Here is a 20,769-nt window from a genome sequence, read left to right as displayed (position 1 = left end):
CGCGTCCCGATCAGTGCAGGACGGGCACGTCGACCGCGGTCGACAGCCACTTGGTCGTGATGCGCTGCAGCGTGCCGTCGGCCTTGAGCGCGCGGATCGCCCCGCTCACCTTCGGCGTCAGCGCCGAGCCCTTCGGCAGGACGATGCCGAACTGGTCACCCGTGCCCGACGAGGCGGGGAACTGACCGACGACCTCGCCCTTCTTCAGTTCCGCGGACGCGACGTAGAACGCGGTGGGCAGGTCCGTGACGACGGCGTCGATCTGTCCGCTCTTGAGCGCGAGGACGGCGTCGTCGTTCGAGTTGAACACCTGCGGCTGTCCGAGGGCGTCCTTCGCGACGTCGTAGCTCGTGGTGCCGGTGGCGACGCCGACCTTGAGGCCCTTGAGCGCGCTGATGCTCGTGGCGTCGGCCGCCTTCGACCCCGACGTCGTCACGACCGCCTGCGTGGTCGTGTAGTACGGCGCCGAGAAGTCGACCGCCTGCTTCCGCTTCGCCGTGATGCTGAACTGCTGGATGTTCATGTCCCAGTCCTTCGCACCGGGGGCGATCGCGCTGTCGAAGGTGCTCCGCTTCCACACCACGTCGTCCTTCGCGTAGCCCATCTCCTGCGCGACGGCGTACGCGACGGCCGCCTCGAACCCCTTGCCGGACTGCGGCTTGTTCCCCTCGACCCAGGGCGAGTACGCGGGCTGGCCGGTGGCGATCGTCAGCTTGCCGGCCGTGACGGTCCCGCTGCCGGAGCCGGAGCCGCCGGCGCTGCAGGCCGCGAGGGTGAGCGCGACGACCGCGGCGGCGACCGCCACGAGTGCGCGAGGAGTGCGGGGTCGGCGTCGAGGGGACACGGGCTGCCTCCGGGGCGGTCGCGAGCGGGGTGTGCTGCGGATCGTACGGGGCCGGGAGGCCCGGCGCGAGTTGATGACGCGCCGTTCCGTCCCGCGGTCGTCAGCCGGCGCTCGGCGGATCGGACTCGGCGTCGTCGTCCGTGACGAACACCACCGTCATGACCTTCCGCCGCCGGTCCGTGATGACCCACGTGAAGTCCCAGGCGACGTCGTCGAACCACCCACTCCAGGCCTGGAACGAGTCGTCGATGCGGAAGTCCTCGTACCGATCCCCCACGAGGGCGTCGCTGAAGGCCCGGCCGATGCGCTTCGCCTCGGCGGCGCGACCCTTGAACGAGGCCGACGACCCGCCCCAGATGAGGGCGCTCGCGATCATGCCGTCGAGTTCCACGGCCGCACGTTCCTCGAACGTGTCGGCGTCGAACCGGACGTCCTGGTCGATGCCGGGGAGCGCGGCCGCCATCGCGGGCGACGTCAGGAGCGCCTCCACGAGGCCGTACTCGTCCACGCGGTTGCGGCAGAGGTACCAGGCGGTCGTCTCGTCGTCACCCGTCACGTCGAACGCGGCCCCGAACACGGAGCCGCGCACGATCACCGATCGGAACGCGGCGAGGACGGCCTCGATCGCGGGGTCGGTCGGTTCCCGGAGCCGGAAGGTGAGCCCGGCGCGGGACCGTTCCAGGGTGGCGGCGTCGGGGCGGGCATCCTGCTGGTCGATCTCCAGCCACGAGGTCGTGCTCATGCCACCACTCCACCACGTCGCGGGGCCGGCTGCACCCTCCCCGCCGCCGAGATCGCACTCGTTGCCGCTCAGGAGGGTCTCGAAGCGGCAACGAGTGCGATCTCGGCGGATGAAAGGCGGCCGGCAGGCCGACGGCCTGCCGCGGTCAGGTTGCCAGGGTGAAGTCCTCGAACGCGAATCCCGGCGACACCAGGCAGCTGACGAGCACCTCGCCCTCGCCGGGCAGGGTCCGCTGCCACACGCCCCCGCGGACGAACGCCTGCGCGTCGTTCACACGGTCGCGCCCGGCGTCCGGTCCGAGGGTGATCCGCGCGCCGGGCACCGGGGCGTCACCGCTGCCGCCGAGTTCGAGGACGACGGCGTCCGGCCCGTGCCACATCCAGATCTCGTCCGAGGTCACCCGGTGCCACGCCGACGCCTCCCCCGGTGGCAGGAGGAAGTGGATGAGCGTCGCGGCCGGTCGCTCCCCCGCGGGCGTCGTCACCACGGCGGGCGACGTCCAGGTGCGGACGTACCAGCCGCCCTCGGGGTGCGGTTCCATGCCGAGGGCGCGGGCGCGGGGCGGGACGTCGAGCCACTCGACGAGGTCACCGGCGACGGTGCGGCGGGCGACCATGCCGGGGCGGGGCGGAGTGTCGTTCACGGGGTCCTCTCGGGGACCTGGGTGGCGGTGAGCACGGTCCCGTCGACGGCGCGGACCACACCGCGGATGACGGTGGCCCTCGCCCGGCCGGCGCCGTCCTCCGCGAGTTCCGCGAGGGCGTCCGCCACGGTCCGGGCGTCGACGTCGAACACCGCGAGGTCGGCCCGTGCGCCGACGGCGAGGTGGCCGACGCGGTCCGGCCCGACGTCGAGGCCCATCGCGTGCGCGCCGCCGAGGGTCGCCGCCGCGAGCAACCGCTCGTGCAGGTCGCGGGCGCCGTACCCCTGGTTCCGCGCGATGCGGTGCAGGGCCGCGACGTCCGCCATGAGGTCGAGGGAGGGCGACGACGACAGCGAGTCCGTGCCGACCGCGATCGCGCTGCCCTCGCGCAGGTAGTCGGCGACGGGCGGCGGGTCGAGTCCGATGACGGCGTTCGACCGCGGGCAGAGGGCGACGGCGGTCCCGCGCGCGCGGAGCAGCGCCCGGTCGGCGGCGGTCATGTACACGCCGTGGGCGATGTGACAGTCCGGCCCGAGCACCCCGAGCCGGTCGACGAACGTCGTGGCGCTCGCGCCGAAGCCGAGTGCGCGGAGCGCCCGGAACGACGGCACGTTCGCCTGGTGCCAGTCGGCGCCCCGGCCGAGTCCGACGACGCCGGCGAGGCCCGGCACGGGTTCGAGGGCGCGGCGTTCCGCCTCGAACGCCGACTCGCCCAGGTGCAGGTGCAACCGGAGTCCCCGCTGACGCACGATGTCGGGCAGGTCGAGCAACGGGCCCACGTCGAGCGAGTACGGCGCGTGCGGGGACAGACCGGCACCCGGGTGCTCCGGGATGTGCTCGAGTTCGCCGAGGACCTGGTCACGCCCCCGCTCCTGCCAGGCGGCGTTCTCCCAGTCCATGACCTCCCAGTACGCGATGCCCCCGAGCCCCGCGTCGGCGAGGACGGACACCGCCTCGAGGTCGGTGATGATGTCCGCGATGCTCGTGACGCCGGCCCGGATGGACTGCGCGGCCCCCTCGGCCGCGTCGGCACCCCAGTCGTGCTCGCGCCCGCCGTAGTCGGCGGTGAACGCCGCCGCCCAGTCCTCGAACCCCCGGTACCGGCCGGCGCCGACCGCGGCCATGCCGGTGTACTGGAGGTGCGAGTGCGCGTTGACGAGACCGGGCAGGAGTGCGCCGCGCCAGCGACGCTCCGTGTACGGCAGGCCACGGGCGGCGAGCTGGTCGACGACCCAGGCGCGTTCGCCGACGTGGAGGATGCGGTCGCCGCGGACGGCGACGGCACCGTCCAGGATCGGTGGCGCGGTCATCGGCACGACGACGTGCGCCGAGTGCACGGTGACCGACGCGCTCACGGTGGGGCTCCGAACCGCGTGGTGCGGACGTCGGAGGCCCGCCCCTGCGCGCCCCCGTCGGGGTCGGGTCCGCGAGGCGAGTCGACGGCGAGTCCGAGCTCGGCCAGTGCCGCCGCGGCGATGCGGGCGTCCGCGGCTGGGTCGATCGGGTGCACGCCGACGGGCAGCTCCGCCCCATGCTCGAGCAGCATCCGCACCGCGGCGAGCTGCACCGCGAAGGACAGGTCCATGATCTCGATCGGGTTGCCCTCGGCCGCCGTGATGTTGACGCACCCGCCCCCGTCGACGAGGACCACCGCGCGCTCGGTGCCCGGCACGGTCATCCGTTCGAGGCGAGGAGCGATGGTCGTGCGGACGCTGCCGGCGGCGTGAGCATCGTCGGTAGCGACCTCCTGGTCGATCCCGCCCGCCACCGCGACGACCGCGTCGGGTGCGCACGCCCGCAGCACGTCGAGCGACACCGTGTCCCGCACGCCCGTGGCCGACATCACGAGGTCGGCACCGGCCACGGCGGTCCTGACGGGCGCGACGTCGTACCCCGCGAACACGGCCTGCAGTGCCCGCACGGGATCGGTCTCGGCGACGACCACGCGCAGCCCGAGCGCCGTCAGGACCTGGGCGACCCCCTCGCCGACCGGACCGTACCCGATCACGGCTGCCGTGCCTCCCGCGGCCGGCAGCCGCGCCACGGCATCGCGCGCGGGGACGGCGTCGAGCAGGTCGAACACCGCGAAGACCGTGGACTGCCCGGTCCCGTACCGGTTGTCGAACAGCGTCTTGGCGCGCGCGTCGTTCACCGCGACGACCGGCAGCCGCAGCGCACCCTGTTCCGCCATGCTTCGGAGGGGGCGCAGGCCGCCCGTGGTCTCCTCGGCCGCGCCGACCATGCCGGGCAGGAGTTCGGGCCGGACCTCGTGGAGGAGGCGGATGACGTGGGCGCCGTCGTCGAGCAGGATCTGCGGCTCGCGGTCGAGCATCTCGAGGGCGAGCCGCCGCTGCCCCGCGAGGTCGACCGTGCTCGACGCGAACACGACGAGGCCGGCGTCGCGGAGCGCGGCCGCCACGGCGTCGTCGGTCTCGTCCGCGTGCGCGTAGACGACGACGTCGGCCCCCGCGTCCTGCAGGAGCAACGACAGGACCGCCGTCTTCGGCTCGAGCACCATCGCGACGCCGACGCGGACCCCGGCGAGCGCGCGGTCGGCGCGGAGCTGGGCGGCGAGCGCCCTGCTCACCGGCATGTACCGACCGGCCCACCGGATGCGCTCGGCGGCGAGCGCGTCACGCTCCGGCTCGCGTCCGGTGCTCACCAGGAACACGCCGTCGGCGTGGTGCGGGACCGCGAGCACGCCGGGGCGCGCGACGACGACCGGGCCGAAGGCGTCCTCGTCGACCGCGGGGACGTGACGACCCGCGTCGATCACGACGAGCGTGCGGCCTCGGGGCGGGGCGCCGTGCGCGTCGACGGCCGCGGTGCTCTCGGCGGGGTCGCCGGTGCACCAGAGCTGGTCGACCGGCCCCTCCGGCGCGTGTCGGGCGCCCATCGCGGTGAGCACGGCGCGGAGTGTCGACGCGTCGGGGCCGGGGCCCACGACGCGGAACCGGCGTCCGGCGACGAGCAGATTCGTGGCCGCCGCGTACCGGCGGACGGCAGCGCCGGCCCAGGCGAGCACGTCCGGGTCGGTGTCGTGCGCGGGCGGCATGCGGTCAGTGTAGGACCAGTGCCGCCGCTGGTCGGGCGCGTCAGCGGAGGACGTGCGGCGGCGGCGTGCTCCCCCACCCGTCGTCATCGCCACGCTGGTCGACGGCACCGCCGTGCTGGTGGCCGGCACCGAAGGCGGCCTCGGGACCGGACCCGGCAGCCGGTCGGTTCGGCCGCGGGTACCGCCGGCGGTAGTGCACCAGCACCGCCACGAGCACGATGACGCCGACGACCGACACGATCGCGATCCCGATCAGGTAGAGCACGTTCGTCAGCGCCGACACCGCACCGGCGGAACCGGGCGGGAGCGTGCCGTACATGAGTTCCATGCGCGCGTTGCCGGTGACGAGCAGCGCGATGAGCGCCGCGATCTCGCTCGTCGAGTCCCACAACCCGTGCAGCAGGGCCACGCCGACGTACGCCACGAGCACGAGCCACGACCAGCGGATGCACTGGCTGCCGTGGGCGAGGCCGAAGATGACCGCCCCGAGGATCGCGGTCCAGAGCACGTGGCCGACCGGCGAGAGCACGGCGCGGATGACCTCGGTCTGGAGCAGCGAGAACAGGTCGATGCCCTGCTGGGTGATCGCCGCGTTGAACGCGTACCCAGCGGACTCGAACGCGGCGAACCCGGCACCGACGGTGGCGCCGAGCAGCGCTCCCTGGCGCGCGGTCTTCGGCCGGACCCGCCATCCGACGAAGAGCAGGAGCACGCCCTTGACGAACTCCTCGACGAACCCGACGGCGATGTACAGGAACACGTTCTGGTGCAGGTTCGCCTCGAGCACGGATGCCCCGAGCACGCCGAGGATGCCGCCGACGAAGAACGCGACGATGAGCTGCATCGTGCTGACCGTCCCCGTGACCCGCTCGATGACGAACAGCACGACGGTGAACGGCACGAGGAAGCTGCCGAGCAGGATGATCGTCGGCACGAGGTTCGTGTTCCGCGTGAACACGGTCACGACGATCGTGACGAGCCACAGCGCCAGCCCGAGGAGCAGGGTCTTCCACCACCAGCCGTGGCGGTGGTGCGCGTGCGGTCGGGGGACGTCGTCGTAGTCCGGGTCGATCGGTGCGTCGAACGCAGTGCGCGCCGGGTCGGTGGTGGCCATGCCCACCATCGTGCTCCGCGGGGGCGGACAGCGCTCAGAACTCGTAGTGCACGCCGCTCCAGGCTTCGCGCACCGGACGGTCCGGGTCCCGCTCGACGTGGCTGACGCGGTCGATGCAGAGCGTCTCCCGGTCCTCGGCGGTGTACCGGGGCCAGGTCCAGCCTCGGTGGGACGGCACGCCGTCGCGCGCGAACGCGGTCCAGGAGCCGGCGAGGACCTCGTGGATCCGCCGTCGGGTCGCGGGCGTGTCGGTGCCGGCCACGATCCTCCCGAGCGGTGTGCGGAAGGTCCCGAACAGGTAGGGCAGTTCGGTGCCGTGCGCGGCGCCGAGCCCGACGAGCCGCATGAGCGGCGACGCGTGGTCGAACCGGTACATCCAGGTGGGGTTGCCTGCGGCGGCGTGCGCCTCGGCCATGTCGATCGACGGCACGTGGAACACGCCGTCCCCGCCGGCGGCCACCCAGTCGCGGCGAGGCCGGTCCGCGTCGTCGGCGTACAGCCGCCGGATGCGCTGCCAGGCCTCCGGGTCCGTGCCGGCCACGAGTCGTTCGACGCGCTCCCGCGTGTTCGGCAGGATCGGGGTCCGCGCGTGCTTGAACAGCGACGCCTCGTCGTGGTTCGTGCCGATCACGAGTGGCACCGGCGCCGTCCGCCCGGCCCGGGCGGCGGCGAGCGGGTGTTCCGGCAGGACGTCGCCGTCGATCGTCGGCGACATGACGGCGACGAGCGGGGACTCCCGGGTCACCGCGTCGTCGACTTCCTCGCCCACCGTCTGGAGGCGCGACACCGGCATCGCTCGCATCGCCCGCCCGGCGTGGGCCGGGTCGAGTCCGAGTCGTCGCGCGAGCATGCGCGCGTGCTCCGCCTTGTTCTCGGGCGAGTGCGCGGTCATCGGGTGTGCGCTCTGCGCGATCGCCCCGGCGAGCACCGGCCGGGCGGACGGCGCGGCCAACAGGGTCGTCACCGAGTTCCCGCCGGAGGACTCGCCGAACACGGTGATCCGGGCCGGGTCCCCACCGAAGCCGGCGACGTTCTCGGCGACCCACTCGAGGGCGGCGATCTGGTCGCGCAGGGTGCAGTTCGCGTCGAAGGTCACACCGTCGCCGCCGAGCACGCGGAGGTCCATGCTGCCGAACACGCCGAGCCGGTACGAGACGGTCACGAGGACGACGCCGAGCCGGGCGAGGGCGCCGCCGTCGTAGTCGGGTGTCCCGCCCGAGCCGGACCGGTAGGCGCCGCCGTGCACGAACACGAGCACGGGCAGGCCGTCCGCGTCGGTCGGACTGCTGACGGTGACGTACAGGCAGTCCTCGGACTGCGGGAACCGCCGAGCGATGCCGCCCGTGTACGGGTGCGGGCGCTGCGGACCGGCCGGGCCGGGCGCGACGGCGGGTCGGACACCCTCCCACGGCGTGACGGGGCGCGGCGCTCGCCACCGGAGCTCCCCGACCGGCGGCTCGGCGTACGGCACGCCGAGCCAACGGCGGATCCCGTCCCGCTCGACGCCGCGGACGGCGCCGCCCGTGGTCCGGACGGTCAGGGACTCCGTGGACGTCGGCGTGGTCATCGTCGGTCGACGCTACGCCGCGGTCCCGGTGCGCGACGCGCCCCGGTCAGGAGGCCTCGACGACGACCTCGCTCCGGGCACTGCCGGTACCCCCCGTCCGCGGGGTGTCGGGCCGACCGGGGGCGGCGGTAGCCTCACAGGACCCGAACGGCTGGGCCGTCGCGCTGTACCCGCCGCGCAGATCCCGACCCGCCATCTGACCTGGAGTCTCCGTGGACTCGAACGACAGGGCGCCCCGAACGCCCTGGGACCACGGCGTGCCCGAGCGCGCCGACCGGACCCGAACGCACGCGTACCACCGACGCACCCGCCGGCCGGCGCTCGCCGTCGGCGTCGCACTGTCCCTCGCGCTCGTGCTCGCGGCGTGCGCGCCCGCGCGGAGTGGCGCGCAGTCCCTGCCGACGTTCGACGCCCGCTCGTCCACCGCCGCCAGCACGGCCACCACGACGGCGACCGGGGAGCCCGCGCCGTCCCAGGACGAGGCCGTCCCCACGCCCGGGTCGTTCGACGAGTTCGACGGACCGGCGGGTGCCGCCCCGGACCCGGCCCACTGGAGCGCCCAGACCGGCGCGGGCGGGTGGGGCAACCACGAGCTGCAGACCTACACGGCGTCGAACGGGGTGCTCGACGGCCACGGCCACCTCGTCATCACGGCGGACATCGGCCCCGACGGCGGTCCCCCGTACACCTCCGCCCGCCTGACGACCCACGGCAAGTCGTCCTTCGGGTACGGCACGGTCTCCGCGCGGATCCAGGTCCCGCAGGGCGGGTCGCTCGTGCCGGCGTTCTGGATGCTCGGCTCCGACGTCGACACGGTCGGCTGGCCGGAGTGCGGCGAGATCGACGTCGTCGAGGCCCCGATCGACACGCACCGCACCTCGCACTTCCTGCACGGCCCGGGCGAGGACGACCCGGACCACAACGTGCAGGCCGGCGGGATCCTCATGCACACCCAGGCGATGAGCAAGGGGTTCCACACGTACTCGGTCACCCGGTCGCCGGGGCACGTCGTCATCAGCGTGGACGGTGTCGTCGGCACGGACATCACCGAGGCGACCGCCCCCAGCGCCCTGAAGTGGGTGTTCGACGGACAGTTCGACCTCATCCTCAGCCTCGCGATCGGCGGGTCGGTGCCGCACCCGACAGCGAGCACGCCGCGGACGGCCCAGATGGTCGTCGACTGGGTGCGGTACGCGCCGGCACGGTGACGACCGAGCCGGCGGACGAGCCGCGGCGGGGTCAGCCCGACAGCGCGATGCGGAACACCTGGACGCCCACGGCGCCGAGCGCCGACAGTCCGAGCCGGAGGCGGAACGACCGCCCCGACCGCGGCGCCGCGGGCGACACGGCCGCACGCACCTGGTAGAGGATCTCGGCCGACAGCTGCCGCTGCAGCCGCGCGGGCGCCGAACGGGCCGCGCTGCTCGTCGACACCGCGACGACGACGGCGTCGGGCGTCAGGTGCGCCTCGACCGCGCGGAGGACGTCGATGGCGCGGCGGAGCGACGAACGCCGCCCGCTGTTCCGCACGGCGAGGACGGCAACCGGGCAGCGCACGTCGTCCGGCAGCTCGTCACGGCGGTCCGGGCGGATGATCGGCAGCTCGATCCGGTGCGCGAACGCCTCGAGCGCTGCGACGACCTCTCCCGCGTCCCCGTCGAGCAGCACCGGCGAGAGGTCGTCGCGTGCGGCGGCCAACTCGGCTCGCGGTCCGCGGCGTCGGGGCATCGGCTCCTCCTCGGTCGGACGTCCAGGTGCCCCCATCCCACACCTCGGACGCCCATGGCGGAACCTGAGAGACCGTTCGTCCACCAATCCGTACGATGCGCTGGGTACCGGGCGGGAGTGCTCCGACCGGCGGACGAGGAGCGATCATGAGCACCACCACACGGACCCCCGAGCAGCGCCGGAAGGGATTCCTCGCGCGCATGACGTTCGCCTGCGCCTGGGGCGAGGGCCTGGACGGTTTCGACCTCGGCCTCATCAGCGTCGTCCTGCCGCTCATCTCGACGGCCCTCCACGTGAACGCCCTGGAGGCGGGCCTCATCGGTGCGTCGTCCCTCATCGGCATCTTCGTCGGGGCGCCACTGACGGGCCTCCTGACCGACCGGTTCGGACGGAAGACCGTGTTCACGGTCGACATCATCGCGTTCGTCGTCCTCGGCCTGCTGCAGGCCTTCGTGACCGACGCCTGGCAGCTCCTCGCCGTCCGCATCGCGCTCGGGATCGCGATCGGCGCCGAGTACTCGATCGGCGCAGCGATGCTGGCCGAGTTCGCCCCCGCGAAGAGCCGGGGACGGCGCCTGTCCGGGCTGCTCGTGTGTTGGTACGCCGGGTACCTCGCCGCGGTCGTGGTCGGGTACGCGCTCGTCGACCTCGGGCACCTCAACTGGCGGTGGGTGCTCGCGACGAGCATCCTCCCGGCGATCGTCACCGTCATCGTCCGCATCGGTTTCCCGGAGTCCCCGCGCTGGCTGCTGCACCGTGGCCGCGAGAAGGAGGCGCGCGCGGTGATCGACCAGCGCCTCGGCGGCGGCGCGTACTACGAGCAAGAGGACTACGGCTCCGAGGAGCAGAAGGCCGGCGGCTACCGCGCCCTGTTCGCGCCGGGGAACCGGAAGCGCGTGACCTTCATCGCCGTGTTCTGGGCCTGCAACGTCGCCCCCTACTTCGCGATCTTCACGTTCGCACCGACCGTGCTCAAGTCGCTCGCGCTGCACAACGAGACGGCCGGCACCATCACCGTCAACGGCATGGCCGCCGTCGGGGCGCTCGTCGGGATGCTCACCATCGAGCGGATCGGCCGTCGCCCGCAGCTCATCCCGCCGTTCTGGATCATGGCGGTCGCCCTGGCCGTGGTCGGCTTCTGGGGCAGCGCGCCGGGTGCGGTCGTCGTCGTGTGCTTCGCCGTGTTCTCGTTCATGAACGCGCTGCAGGGCAACCTCACCGCCGTCTACCCCATCGAGGTGTTCCCGACCGAGGTCCGCTCGACCGGTGTGGGCTTCACCGCCGCGTGCAGCCGCGTCGGCGCCGCCGCGGGGACCTTCCTGCTCCCGGTGGGCATCACGACGCTCGGCATCGGACCGTGCATGCTCATCGCCGCGGCGATCTGCGTGGTCGGCGCGATCGTCTCGCAGGTCATGGCACCGGAGACGACGGGGCGTGGCCTGCACGACACGAGCACGGGCGAGTTCAACGCCCGCGCCCTGCAGGGGCGGCTCCCGGAGCGCGTGGGCTGACGGCCTGGAGGGACGGCGCGGGCTGGTCACACTCATCCCGACCGCGCCCGCGGGCGCCCGTCGGCGCGCCCGCGATCAGTCGAGCGGCAGCGCGGGGACGCCCGGCGTCGCGAACCCCAGGATCTGCCCGTAGAACGCGAGCTCCTTCTCCGTCGCGTCGATGATGGTCGCGGCCTTCCGGAACCCGTGCCCCTCGCCCGCGTAGGTGACGTAGGCGTGCGGGATGCCCCGCTCCCGCATGGCGTCACGGAACAGCTCGGCCTGCGACGGCGGCACGACCCGGTCGTCGAGGCCCTGGAGCAGGAGCACGGGCGTGCGGAGCTGGTCGACGGCGTGCAGGGGGGCGCGCTCGCGGTACAGCGCCGCGGCCTCCGGCATGGGCCCGATGAGCTCGTCGAGGTAGCGCGACTCGAAGTCGTGGGTGTCCTGCGCGAACCGCTCGAGCTCCGCGACCCCGAAGTACGAGACCCCGGCGGCGAACACGTCGGACCGGGTGAGTGCGGACAGGACCGTCCAGCCGCCGGCCGAGCCGCCGCGGATCGCGAGGCGTGCCGGATCGGCGAGCCCGGCCTCCCCGAGACCCCGCACCGCGGCGATCGTGTCCTCGACGTCGACGACGCCCCACTGGCCCCGCAGGGTCTCGCGGTAAGCGCGGCCGTACCCGGTCGACCCGCCGTAGTCGATGTCGACCACCCCGATCCCGCGGCTCGTCCAGTACGCGATGCGCATGTCGAGCGCGGCCACCGCCTGCGAGGTCGGACCGCCGTGCACGACCGCGACGTACGGGGGGAGTTCGCCCTGCGGGGCGACGTGGTCGGGGTTCCGCGGCGGGTACACGATCGCGTGCACGGTCCGCTCGCCCGGGAACTCCCGGCGCTCGGCCACCGGCAGGTACCGGGCGTCGGGCAGGTCGTCCGCGTCGAGCCGGACGTCCTCGGCGGCTCCGGTCGCGAGGTCGACGACCCGGGCCCCGGCACCGACCGTCGACGCACCTGCGGTCACGAGGACGCGGCCGTCCCGGGCCCCGCCCACGGCGATGCTCGTCCACGGCGTCTCGATCGGCTCGGGGTCCCGCTGGCCGCTCGGGTCGAGCACGACGAGTGAGGTGGACCCGAAGGTGCGGGTGGCGAGCAGGCGGCCGTCCGGCAGCAGCGTGTACCAGCGGGTGCCGAGCCTCCAGAGCGGTCCCCCGTACTCGGCGGCGTCCGGGTGCAGCGGTGTCCGGACGCCGTCGAGCGTGATGCGCTCGAGGTTCCACCAGCCGGTCGGGTCCGCGATCGCGACGAGCGTGTCGTCGTCGAGCCACTCGGGCTGGAGGACCGACTCCGTGGGCGACCCGGCCAGCGTCCGCCACGTGCCGGCGACGCCGTCGTCGTCGACGGGGGCGACGCGGAGCTCGGTGCCGTCCCAGGGCATCCGGGGGTGGTCCCAGGCGATCCAGACCAGGTGTCGGCCGTCCGGCGACCACCGCGGGGCGGCGAGGAAGTCGGATCCGCCGACGACGCTGCGGACCGCCGCGGGGTCCGTGGCCGCCGAGCCGTCGAGCGGCACGGCGACGACGTCACGGACGATGTCGGTCGTGTTCTCGCCGGTCTTGGTGGCGCTCGGCGTGTGGGTCTCGCGCACCGCCACGACCTCGTCCCCGCGCAGGCTCACGTCCCCGTACCGGTGGTGCGTGCCGCCGGTGCCGAGCGGCGTGAGGGGGCGGGGCTCCCGGGCGCCCGGAGCCAGCACGTACAGGCGCTGGTCGGCGAACTCGACGAACACCAGGACGCCCCGGTCGTCCGCCGCCCACGCGCCGCCGCCGTACTCGTGCACGCGGCTCGCGGCGTTCCACGGAGCGGGCAGGACGTCGTCCACCGCGCCCGACGCGTCGCGGCGTCGGACCGCCGAGCGGCCGTCCTCCTGCGGGCGGAGCTCGAGCCACCAGACCTCGTCGCCCACCCAGCGCGGGCCGGACACGGGGTGGCCGTTCGTGGTGAGGTCCGCTGCGGAGATCGGGGAGGTCCAGGAGCCGTACGGCGTCGTTGCGGGCATGCGCCCATCGTGGCAGACGGGACGTCAGACCTTCAGGCGGAAGAGCGCGACGTACTCCTTCGGCAGCTGGGTCGTCACGTGGTCCCACACGCCCTTCGACACGGCCTCGTGCAGGACGGCGAACACGACGGTCGCACCCTCGAGCGCGGTGTCGGCGTCGACGCCCGCCCGTTCGGCCACGCGTCGGCAGAACTCGTCGGCCCCGAACCGCTCGGACGCCTCACCGTCGCGGAGGAGCGGCGTGCGGAGCTCCTCGGGCAGCTCCGCGGCGAGGTCGGCGGCCTCGCCCCCGCTGAGCCGCTCGGCCAACGTCAGGAGCGTCGCGTCCGTGATGGGCCGCGCCCGCGTCCGCGTGTGGGTGATGTCGGCTCGTTGTGCCACGAGGTCCACGAACTCTCCGGCGTCCATCGGTCCCTGCCGTTCTCGCTCCGACGACGCCGCCGGGGACGGCGACGTCCGGTCCACGGTGTCGTTGTGCCCTGCAGTGTCGTCGGGACGCCTGCGGTGTCGTTCAGGTCCGGGCGCCGTCCCGCGGGCCTCGCCCACGGCGTGCCGATGCCCCCGCCTCCCTACCGAGACGGGGGCACCAGCGGTCCGTGTCAGATGTCGCGCACCTGCCCCTGCTCGATGCGGAGCCGGCGCTCGGCGCGCCGGGCGACCCACGAGTCGTGGGTGACGATCACGACGGTGAGCCCGCGGTCCCGCCACTGCCGCTCGATGAGCGACATGATCTCGTCGCGCGTGGCCTCGTCGAGCGCCCCGGTGGGTTCGTCGGCGAGCAGCACGCTCGGGTCCTTCACCAGTGCCCGGGCGATCGCGACGCGCTGCTGCTGTCCGCCGGACAGCTCGGCCGGCAGGTGGGACAGCCGCTCACCCAGGCCGACCTCCTGCAGTGCCGCAGTTGCTCGTCGGTGCACTACGTCCCTCCCGACCCGCGCCAGCGAGCCGGCGAACGCCGTCTCGACGTTCTCGAGCGCGGTGAGCGTGGGGATCAGGTTGAACGACTGGAACACGAACCCGATCTCGGTGGCGCGGATGTCGGTGAGTGCGGCACCCCCTGCGGTCGAGAGGTCGTGGCCGCCGAGCCGGACCGCGCCCGAGGTCGGTCGGTCGAGCGCGCCGAGCATCTGCAGCAGCGTCGACTTGCCGCCGCCGGTCGGACCCTGGATCGCGACGAGCTGCCCCCTCGGGATCACGAGGTCCACGCCCGCGAGGGCCGTGACCTGCTTGCCCTTCTGCGCGTAGCGCTTCGTCACCCCGGTGAGCTGGTACATCGCCGCCGTGGGGTGGGCCGACGCGGTGCCGACCGTACGGGGTGCCGTGGTGGTCGGTGCCCCTGCCTCCGTGGTGTCGTCGGTCGTGGTGGTCATCGGGGCGCCTGCTTCCGTGGTGTCGTCGGTCGTGGTGCTGATGGGCAGGGCGCGGCTGTCGGTCATCAGGCCACGCTCCGCAGCGCCGCCGCCGGACGCAGCCGGGAGGCCCGCCACCCGCCGAACACCCCGGACAGCAGTCCGCCGGTGATCGCCAGCCCGATCGCGACCACGATGATCTCGACCGTCACGGGGGCGTGGAGGACCACCTCCGTCGCCGAGGACGCAGCCCGACCGGCTGCGCTCGCCGCACCGTTCGCGGCGCCGGAACCGGCCGCCGCCGTCGCCGCGCTGCCGGGTCCTGCCCCGCCGGGGTCACCCGCGCTGGTGCTGCTGGAGGCGCTGGCGGAGATGGTGGGGGCGATGACGTTGATGACGAGGATGCCGACCAGGCCCGCGACGGCTCCGACGACGCCGCCGATGATGCCCTGGACGAACGACTCCCCGGCGACCTGCCGGGTGATGCGGCCGTTGGACCAGCCGATGGCCTTCAGGGTGCCGAACTCGCGGGTGCGGCGGCTCACGCCGGAGATCGTGAACAGGATGGCGATGAGGAACGCGGCGGCGAGGACCACGATCGACAGCCAGGTGCCGAGGTTCGACACGAGGCTCGACGCGGTCGAGAGGGACCCGGACACGCTCGATGCGAGGTCGGCCTCGGTGGAGACGGTCGCCTTGGTGAGCTTCTTCTCGAGCGCGGTCTTGATGCTGCTGACGTCCGAGGACGAGGTCGCCGAGACGTAGACCGAGGTCACCTTGCCGGTCTCACCGGACAGCTCCTGTGCGGTGTCGAGCGGGATGTACATGTCCGATGCGGTGCTCGAGGACGAGCTCGTCGACGCGACGATGCCGACCACGGTGAACGTCGTGTCGCCGATGGTGATGGTGTCGCCGACGGTCTTCGACTCGGTCTTCGCGTACGTCGTGTCGAGCACGACGACGTCCTTCCCGGCGTCCGAGGCCCTGAGCGCCCGACCCTTCGTCACCTCGGCGCTCGTCAGCGGGCCGACCGTGGTGCTCGACGTCGCGATGCCCTCGACGGTGGTCTGGTCGACGCTGAAGCTGCCGCCGCCGAAGCCGCCCGCGGGACCGCCGTCGGTCGACTGGCCCGAGCCCGAGGTGCCGGACCCCGTGGTGCCCGAGGACGACGAGCCCGAGGACGACGAGCCCGAGGTGCCCGACGACGACCCGGACGAGACCGAGCCCGAGAACGAGTTCTCGGTCAGCTGCAGCACGCCCGTTGCGGCAGCGACGCCCGAGGTGTTCGCGACCTTCGTCACCGTGCTCGCGGCCATCGTCGAGGTACCCCGCTGTACGGAGAGGGTCGACTGTGACAGGTTCGTCTTCCCGCTCGAGCCCGACGACGAGCCGGACCCCGAGCCGAAGTCGAAGCTCGGTGGTTTGCTCGACGACGCGGTCGCCGTCTTCGTCACGGTGATGTCGGTGCCGACGCCGTAGACCGACTCGAGCACGCTGGACTGCGCTGCCTTCACGCCGCTCGAGATCGACGACACGATGATCACGAGCGCGATGGCCAACGCCATCCCGATCGCGATGATCACGGTCTGCTTCTTGCGGTTCGTGAGCTCGCGCCTCAGGTACGTCGTGAACATGGGGTCTCCTCGCCAGGGTCGGCTCCTGGTCTCCGGCTCGTGCGGTCGCACGGCGGGGCCGACTGCGATGACGCTACGAACGGGTCCTCGCCGCCACCTCTCGGCCTCCCGGGTGACCTCGATGAGCCTCCAGTGACGTCGGTGAGAAACGACGGGGTCGGCTGGCGGATCTGCGGCATGATGCGTCTGCGATGATCACCGCATGGACGTCGGTCATCCCTCCACCGGTCGGTCGCGCGGGGCGACCGGGGGCTCCGGCGCCACGGACGCCGAGGTCCGCGTCCCGGGCACGGTCGTCGTCGGGCTCGGAGGCATCGGCTCGGCCGCCGCGTACCACCTCGCCGCACGGGGTGCGACGGTGCTCGGACTCGACCCGCGCCTCCCGGGTCACCGCGACGGTTCATCGCACGGCCGGTCGCGCCTGGTGCGGCAGGCGTACGCCGAGGGCCCCGAGTACGTCGCGCTCACGACCGCCGCATGGAGGCTGTGGCACGAACTCGAGCAGGTGTCCGGCACCCGTCTGCTGACCGAGAGCGGCGTGCTCGCCGTCGCTCCGATCGGAGGAGCCCTTGTGGCGGACACCCTCGCCGCGGCCCGCGCGCACGGACTCCCCGTCGAGCACCTCACGGCGACCGCGATCCGTGATCGGTTCCCGGCATTCCGCGTCGCCGACGGCTGGGAGGGCGTCCTCGAGCGGGAAGCGGGATTCGTCGACCCCGAGGCGACGGTCCGCGCCCACCACCGACTCGCCCAGGAGCACGGCGCGGAGTTCCGCGCGGAACGCGTCGTCGACATCGCGTTCGGAGCGCACCCGCTCGTCCGCACCGACGTCGCCGCCTACCGCGCGGACCGGGTCGTGGTGGCGGCCGGACCATGGGCGCCCGAGCTGCTCGCCGCGACGGGCCTCCGGATCGTGGCCCGTCGCAAGGTGGTCGCGCACTTCGCGCCGACGAACCCCCGGGGTCTCGGGGCCGACGCCATGCCGGGCTTCTCCATCCAGCACGACGGGCACCTGTACTACGGGTTCCCGGACCACGACGGGCAGGGCGTCAAGATCGGCCGGCACGACGGTGGGGAGGACACGACCCCGGACACGATCGACCGCGTGGTCCGCCCCGACGAGGTCGCCGAACTCCGCGGTGTCCTCGAGCGGTTCCTGCCCGGGGCCGCGGGCGCGGACCTCGACGCGTACTCGTGCATGTACACGATGAGCAGCGACGAGGACTTCATCCTCGGCGCGCTCCCCGGGGCGCCGGCGTGCTTCGTCGCGACCGGCTGCTCCGGGCACGCGTTCAAGTTCGTGCCGGTGCTCGGCGAGGTGCTCGCGGACCTCGCGCTCGGCGTCCGGCCGCGGTACGACATCGGGTTCCTCTCGCCCGATCGCGCTGCGGCCCGGGCGAGCGCGGCCATCGACCGTTGACCGCGCCGCCCGACGTGGCCGCTCGCGGGCGGCGCGGTCGTCAGCCCCGGACCGCGCCGCCCGACACCGGCCTCAGCCCAGCGTGAACCGCAGCGTGCGGACCTCGAAGCCGCCGAGTGCGAGGTCGACCGTCGCGGGGTCGGTCGCCGCGACGGTGCTCGACGCGCCGGTGGTCGCCGCGTCGACGATCGGCTCCTCGAGCAGGGTGACCTCGGTGACGGCCGCGACGTCGGCCGCGACGGTCACGGTCCCGCGGGCACGACGACCCGCCGGCTCGTACACCCGGACGACGAGGTCGCCCGAGCGGTCGTCCGCGAGCTTGACGCTCGACAGCACGAGGTCGTCGGACACCGTCACGAGCGGGTCGAACCCGTGGTCGCCCGTCACGGTCCGGGCGTCGAGGTTGAGGAGCACGCCCTCCTCGGTCGCACCGGCCACCGACGTCCCGACGACGAGCCCGAAGCGGTGCGTCTGCACGCCCTGGTCCGTCTCGGGGTCGGGGAACCGCGGTGCACGGAGCAGCGACAGCCGGAGCGTCGTCGTGACGTCCCCGTCGACGGCGTCCCGGGTCATGTCGTACCCGTGGATCGAGTCGTTGACGAGCGCGACGCCGAAGCCCGGCTCCTCCGCGAGCACGTACCGGTGCATGGACGTCTCGAACTTCGCGGCCTCCCACGAGGTGTTGCTGTGGGTGACGCGCTTGTTCGCGCCGAACTGGGTCTCGGCGATCGTGTGCTCCGCGCGGACGTCGAGCGGGAACGCGACCTTGAGGAACTTCTCCGTCTCGTGCCAGTCGACGACCTGGGCGACCTCGAGCGTGCGTGACCCCGGCGCCAGGGACAGCGTCTGCTCGATCGACGACTCCGAGAACGACCGGCGGACGACGATCCGGGCGACGCCGTCGGCACCGGTCGACACGGTCAGCTCGTCGACCCCGCGGATGTCCTCGACCCGGTTGCGGTAGTAGCGGTCGACGTCCCACGCGTCCCACATGTTCGGGAAGTCCTGGTGGAGCTGCAGCAGGTTCCCCGCCTGGCCGGGCGCGATCGCGTCCCGCCCGGACCCGAGGTCGACCGCGGAGGTCACGAGCCCCTCGGCGGAGACCGTGATGCGGACGAGGTCGTTCTCGAGCACGTGGGCGTCGCCGTCCTCCGTGATGGTGACGGGAGCGACCTGCGGCACGGAGGCCGCGACGACCGCCCCGAGCGCGGGCGCCCCGCCCCGGGCGAACGGCGCGGGGTTCACCAGGACGGGGGTGTCCCCCTCACCGACGAGCGCGCGGACGGCCTGCGCGATGATCGCCACGAGGGCGTCGGCGACGCGCGCGTACTGCTCGACGGCCTCGCGGTGCACCCAGGCGATCGACGTGCCGGGCAGGATGTCGTGGAACTGCTGCAGGAGCACCTGCTGCCACAGGGCGTCGAGCTCGTCGTACGGGTAGGCGAACCCGGTGCGGGCCGCGGCGGTGGCGCACCACAGCTCGGCCTCGATGAGCAGGTGCTCCGCGCGGCGGTTCCCCTGCTTGGTCCCGTGCTGCGACGTCAGGGTCGCGCGGTGCAGCTCGAGGTAGAGCTCACCGACCCACACGGGCGGGTTCGCGAGCTCGCCGCGGGCACGCTCGAAGAACGCGTCCGGGTGCTCCCACGCGACCTGCGCGCTGCCCTCGAGGTCCGCCAGGCGCGCGGCCTTGCCGGTCATCTCGCGCGTGGTCCCGCCACCGCCATCGCCCCACCCGACGGGCGCGATCGACCCGGACGCCAGGCGGTTCTCGCGGAACTGCCGCGACGCCTTCGCGACCTCGGAGCCGGACAGCTGCGAGTTGTAGGTGTCCATGGACGGGAAGTGCGAGAACACGCGGGACCCGTCGATGCCCTCCCACAGGAACGTGTGGTGCGGGAACTTGTTCACCTGGTTCCACGAGATCTTCTGCGTGAAGAACCACTCGAACCCGGCGCGACGCATGAGCTGCGGTAGGGCAGGCGAGTACCCGAAGCTGTCCGGCAACCAGACGCCCTTCGGCCGGATCCCGAACTCGCGCTCGAAGAACCGCTGGCCCTGCGAGAACTGCCGGACGATCGACTCGCCGGTCGGCATCACGGTGTCCGACTCGACCCACATGCCACCGAGGGGCAGGAACCGACCCGCTGCCACGGCCTCCTTGACGCGTGCGTACACCTCGGGGCGGTGCTCCTTGATCCAGGCGTACTGCTGGGCGCTCGACATGCCGTAGACGAAGTCGTCGGTCTGGTCGATGAGCTCCGTCATCGACGAGGTGGTCCGCGCCACCTTGCGGATCGTCTCGCGCACGGGCCAGAGCCATGCGGAGTCGATGTGGGCGTGTCCGACGGCGGAGATCCGGTGGGCCGAGGCCTCGGCCGGGGACGCGAGCACGTCGGCGAGCGCCGCTCGGGCGTCGGGCGCGGTCTCGGGGATGTGCTGCAGGTCGAGGGCGTCGAGGGCGTCGTCGAGCGCCTGCAGGATCCGCATCCGTCGCGGCCCCTGGGGCAGTTCGGCCTGGAGCTCGAGCAGCACCTCGATGTCGAGGGCGAGCTCGTGCACCTCGGCCTCGAACACGGTCAGGTCCATGCGGCGCGACGTGTACAACCGCCGTGACGACGACGTCTGGATGTCCCCTTCCTGCGTCGGGAGGAAGGGGTGGTAGTCGAGCAGCACGGGGTTCGACGCGCCCTCGAGGTACAGGTCGACGAGCTCGCCGCCCTCGGCCTGCTCAGTGACGAGGACCCACTGGTTGCGCGGGTTGATCGACTTCACCGGGCTGCCGTCCGGTCGGTAGACGAGGCCCTCGCACTGGAACCCCGGCATGTTCACGTCGAACCCGAGGTCGATGCGCGCCTCGACCCGACGTCCGGCCCACTGCTCGGGCACGGTCCCGGTGACGTGGAACCAGGTGGTCCCCCACGCGGCGCCCCACGACGTCCCGACCTCGTACGGCCGGTAGGCGAGCGCGAGGCCCTCGGCGGGGGTGATCGGCTCGCCGGGGAGCTCGTTCCACTCGACCGTCAGCGGGACCGCCGTCGCGTGCACGGCCGGCAGGATCCGTTCGTCGAGGACCCGGCGCGCTCGGCCGATGGTGAGGGGGATGTCGTCGTGCATCAGTGCCTTCC

At 73.2% G+C, this 20,769-nt stretch carries 16 protein-coding genes; 3 read left to right on the top strand and 13 right to left on the bottom strand.

Features of this window, described 5'->3' with window-relative positions; genetic code table 11:
* Positions 1 to 10: 10 nt before the first annotated feature.
* The 7 genes from DEI92_RS08485 to DEI92_RS08455 form a co-directional block, all read right to left on the bottom strand.
* Positions 11 to 844 carry an ABC transporter substrate-binding protein gene (locus DEI92_RS08485; protein ID WP_111013144.1) on the bottom strand — a complete coding sequence of 278 codons (834 nt, stop codon included), beginning with the start codon at positions 842 to 844 and terminating at the stop codon, positions 11 to 13.
* 100 nt (positions 845 to 944) lie between these two features.
* The gene (locus DEI92_RS08480) at positions 945 to 1,586 is read right to left on the bottom strand and encodes a hypothetical protein (RefSeq protein ID WP_111013143.1); all 642 of its coding nucleotides are present in this window, start codon (positions 1,584 to 1,586) and stop codon (positions 945 to 947) included.
* A gap of 145 nt (positions 1,587 to 1,731) precedes the next feature.
* Complete coding sequence (locus DEI92_RS08475) at positions 1,732 to 2,229, bottom strand: cupin domain-containing protein (protein ID WP_258370134.1); 498 nt, start codon at positions 2,227 to 2,229, stop codon at positions 1,732 to 1,734.
* Positions 2,226 to 3,584: an amidohydrolase family protein gene (locus DEI92_RS08470; protein ID WP_309147134.1), complete on the bottom strand. Its 1,359-nt coding sequence runs from the start codon at positions 3,582 to 3,584 to the stop codon at positions 2,226 to 2,228. Before DEI92_RS08470 ends, DEI92_RS08475 begins: the two co-directional genes overlap by 4 nt.
* Entirely contained in the window at positions 3,581 to 5,284 is a 1,704-nt protein-coding gene (locus DEI92_RS08465) for an adenosylhomocysteinase (protein WP_111013207.1), read from the bottom strand. Before DEI92_RS08465 ends, DEI92_RS08470 begins: the two co-directional genes overlap by 4 nt.
* Positions 5,285 to 5,324: 40 nt before the next feature.
* Positions 5,325 to 6,398, bottom strand: a complete 1,074-nt coding sequence (locus tag DEI92_RS08460; RefSeq protein ID WP_111013141.1) for a PrsW family intramembrane metalloprotease — start codon at positions 6,396 to 6,398, stop codon at positions 5,325 to 5,327.
* Between the two features lie 34 nt (positions 6,399 to 6,432).
* Positions 6,433 to 7,965, bottom strand: a complete 1,533-nt coding sequence (locus DEI92_RS08455) for a carboxylesterase/lipase family protein (protein WP_111013140.1) — start codon at positions 7,963 to 7,965, stop codon at positions 6,433 to 6,435.
* A gap of 212 nt (positions 7,966 to 8,177) precedes the next feature.
* Here DEI92_RS08455 and DEI92_RS08450 point away from each other — a divergent pair, with 212 nt between their 5' ends.
* Complete coding sequence (locus tag DEI92_RS08450; protein ID WP_111013139.1) at positions 8,178 to 9,173, top strand: family 16 glycosylhydrolase; 996 nt, start codon at positions 8,178 to 8,180, stop codon at positions 9,171 to 9,173.
* 31 nt (positions 9,174 to 9,204) lie between these two features.
* On the opposite strand, the gene DEI92_RS08445 is transcribed toward DEI92_RS08450, so the two are convergent.
* Positions 9,205 to 9,693, bottom strand: a complete 489-nt coding sequence (locus DEI92_RS08445; RefSeq protein WP_111010455.1) for a hypothetical protein — start codon at positions 9,691 to 9,693, stop codon at positions 9,205 to 9,207.
* Between the two features lie 146 nt (positions 9,694 to 9,839).
* Between DEI92_RS08445 and DEI92_RS08440 the strand changes: the two genes are divergently transcribed.
* The gene (locus DEI92_RS08440; RefSeq protein ID WP_111013138.1) at positions 9,840 to 11,204 is read left to right on the top strand and encodes an MFS transporter; all 1,365 of its coding nucleotides are present in this window, start codon (positions 9,840 to 9,842) and stop codon (positions 11,202 to 11,204) included.
* A gap of 75 nt (positions 11,205 to 11,279) precedes the next feature.
* On the opposite strand, the gene DEI92_RS08435 is transcribed toward DEI92_RS08440, so the two are convergent.
* The 4 genes from DEI92_RS08435 to DEI92_RS08420 all read right to left on the bottom strand — a co-directional run bounded on the left by DEI92_RS08435 (position 11,280) and on the right by DEI92_RS08420 (position 16,224).
* A complete protein-coding gene (locus DEI92_RS08435; RefSeq protein ID WP_111013137.1) occupies positions 11,280 to 13,241 on the bottom strand; it encodes a prolyl oligopeptidase family serine peptidase in 1,962 nt (653 codons plus the stop codon).
* Positions 13,242 to 13,265: 24 nt separating this feature from the next.
* The gene (locus DEI92_RS08430) at positions 13,266 to 13,649 is read right to left on the bottom strand and encodes a DUF2267 domain-containing protein (RefSeq protein WP_111013206.1); all 384 of its coding nucleotides are present in this window, start codon (positions 13,647 to 13,649) and stop codon (positions 13,266 to 13,268) included.
* 191 nt (positions 13,650 to 13,840) lie between these two features.
* The gene (locus tag DEI92_RS08425; RefSeq protein ID WP_111013205.1) at positions 13,841 to 14,515 is read right to left on the bottom strand and encodes an ABC transporter ATP-binding protein; all 675 of its coding nucleotides are present in this window, start codon (positions 14,513 to 14,515) and stop codon (positions 13,841 to 13,843) included.
* Between the two features lie 161 nt (positions 14,516 to 14,676).
* Positions 14,677 to 16,224, bottom strand: a complete 1,548-nt coding sequence (locus DEI92_RS08420; RefSeq protein ID WP_111013136.1) for an ABC transporter permease — start codon at positions 16,222 to 16,224, stop codon at positions 14,677 to 14,679.
* A 202-nt stretch (positions 16,225 to 16,426) separates the two neighbouring features.
* Between DEI92_RS08420 and solA the strand changes: the two genes are divergently transcribed.
* On the top strand, positions 16,427 to 17,644 hold the full coding sequence (gene solA, locus DEI92_RS08415) for an N-methyl-L-tryptophan oxidase (RefSeq protein WP_111013135.1): 1,218 nt from the start codon (positions 16,427 to 16,429) through the stop codon (positions 17,642 to 17,644).
* 72 nt (positions 17,645 to 17,716) lie between these two features.
* On the opposite strand, the gene DEI92_RS08410 is transcribed toward solA, so the two are convergent.
* Positions 17,717 to 20,758, bottom strand: a complete 3,042-nt coding sequence (locus DEI92_RS08410; RefSeq protein WP_111013134.1) for a glycoside hydrolase family 38 C-terminal domain-containing protein — start codon at positions 20,756 to 20,758, stop codon at positions 17,717 to 17,719.
* Positions 20,759 to 20,769 lie beyond the last annotated feature (11 nt).

Origin of the sequence: Curtobacterium sp. MCBD17_034 (genome assembly GCF_003234515.1) — a bacterium.
Lineage (GTDB): Bacteria > Actinomycetota > Actinomycetes > Actinomycetales > Microbacteriaceae > Curtobacterium.
This window is presented reverse-complemented; position numbering and strand designations above follow the sequence as displayed.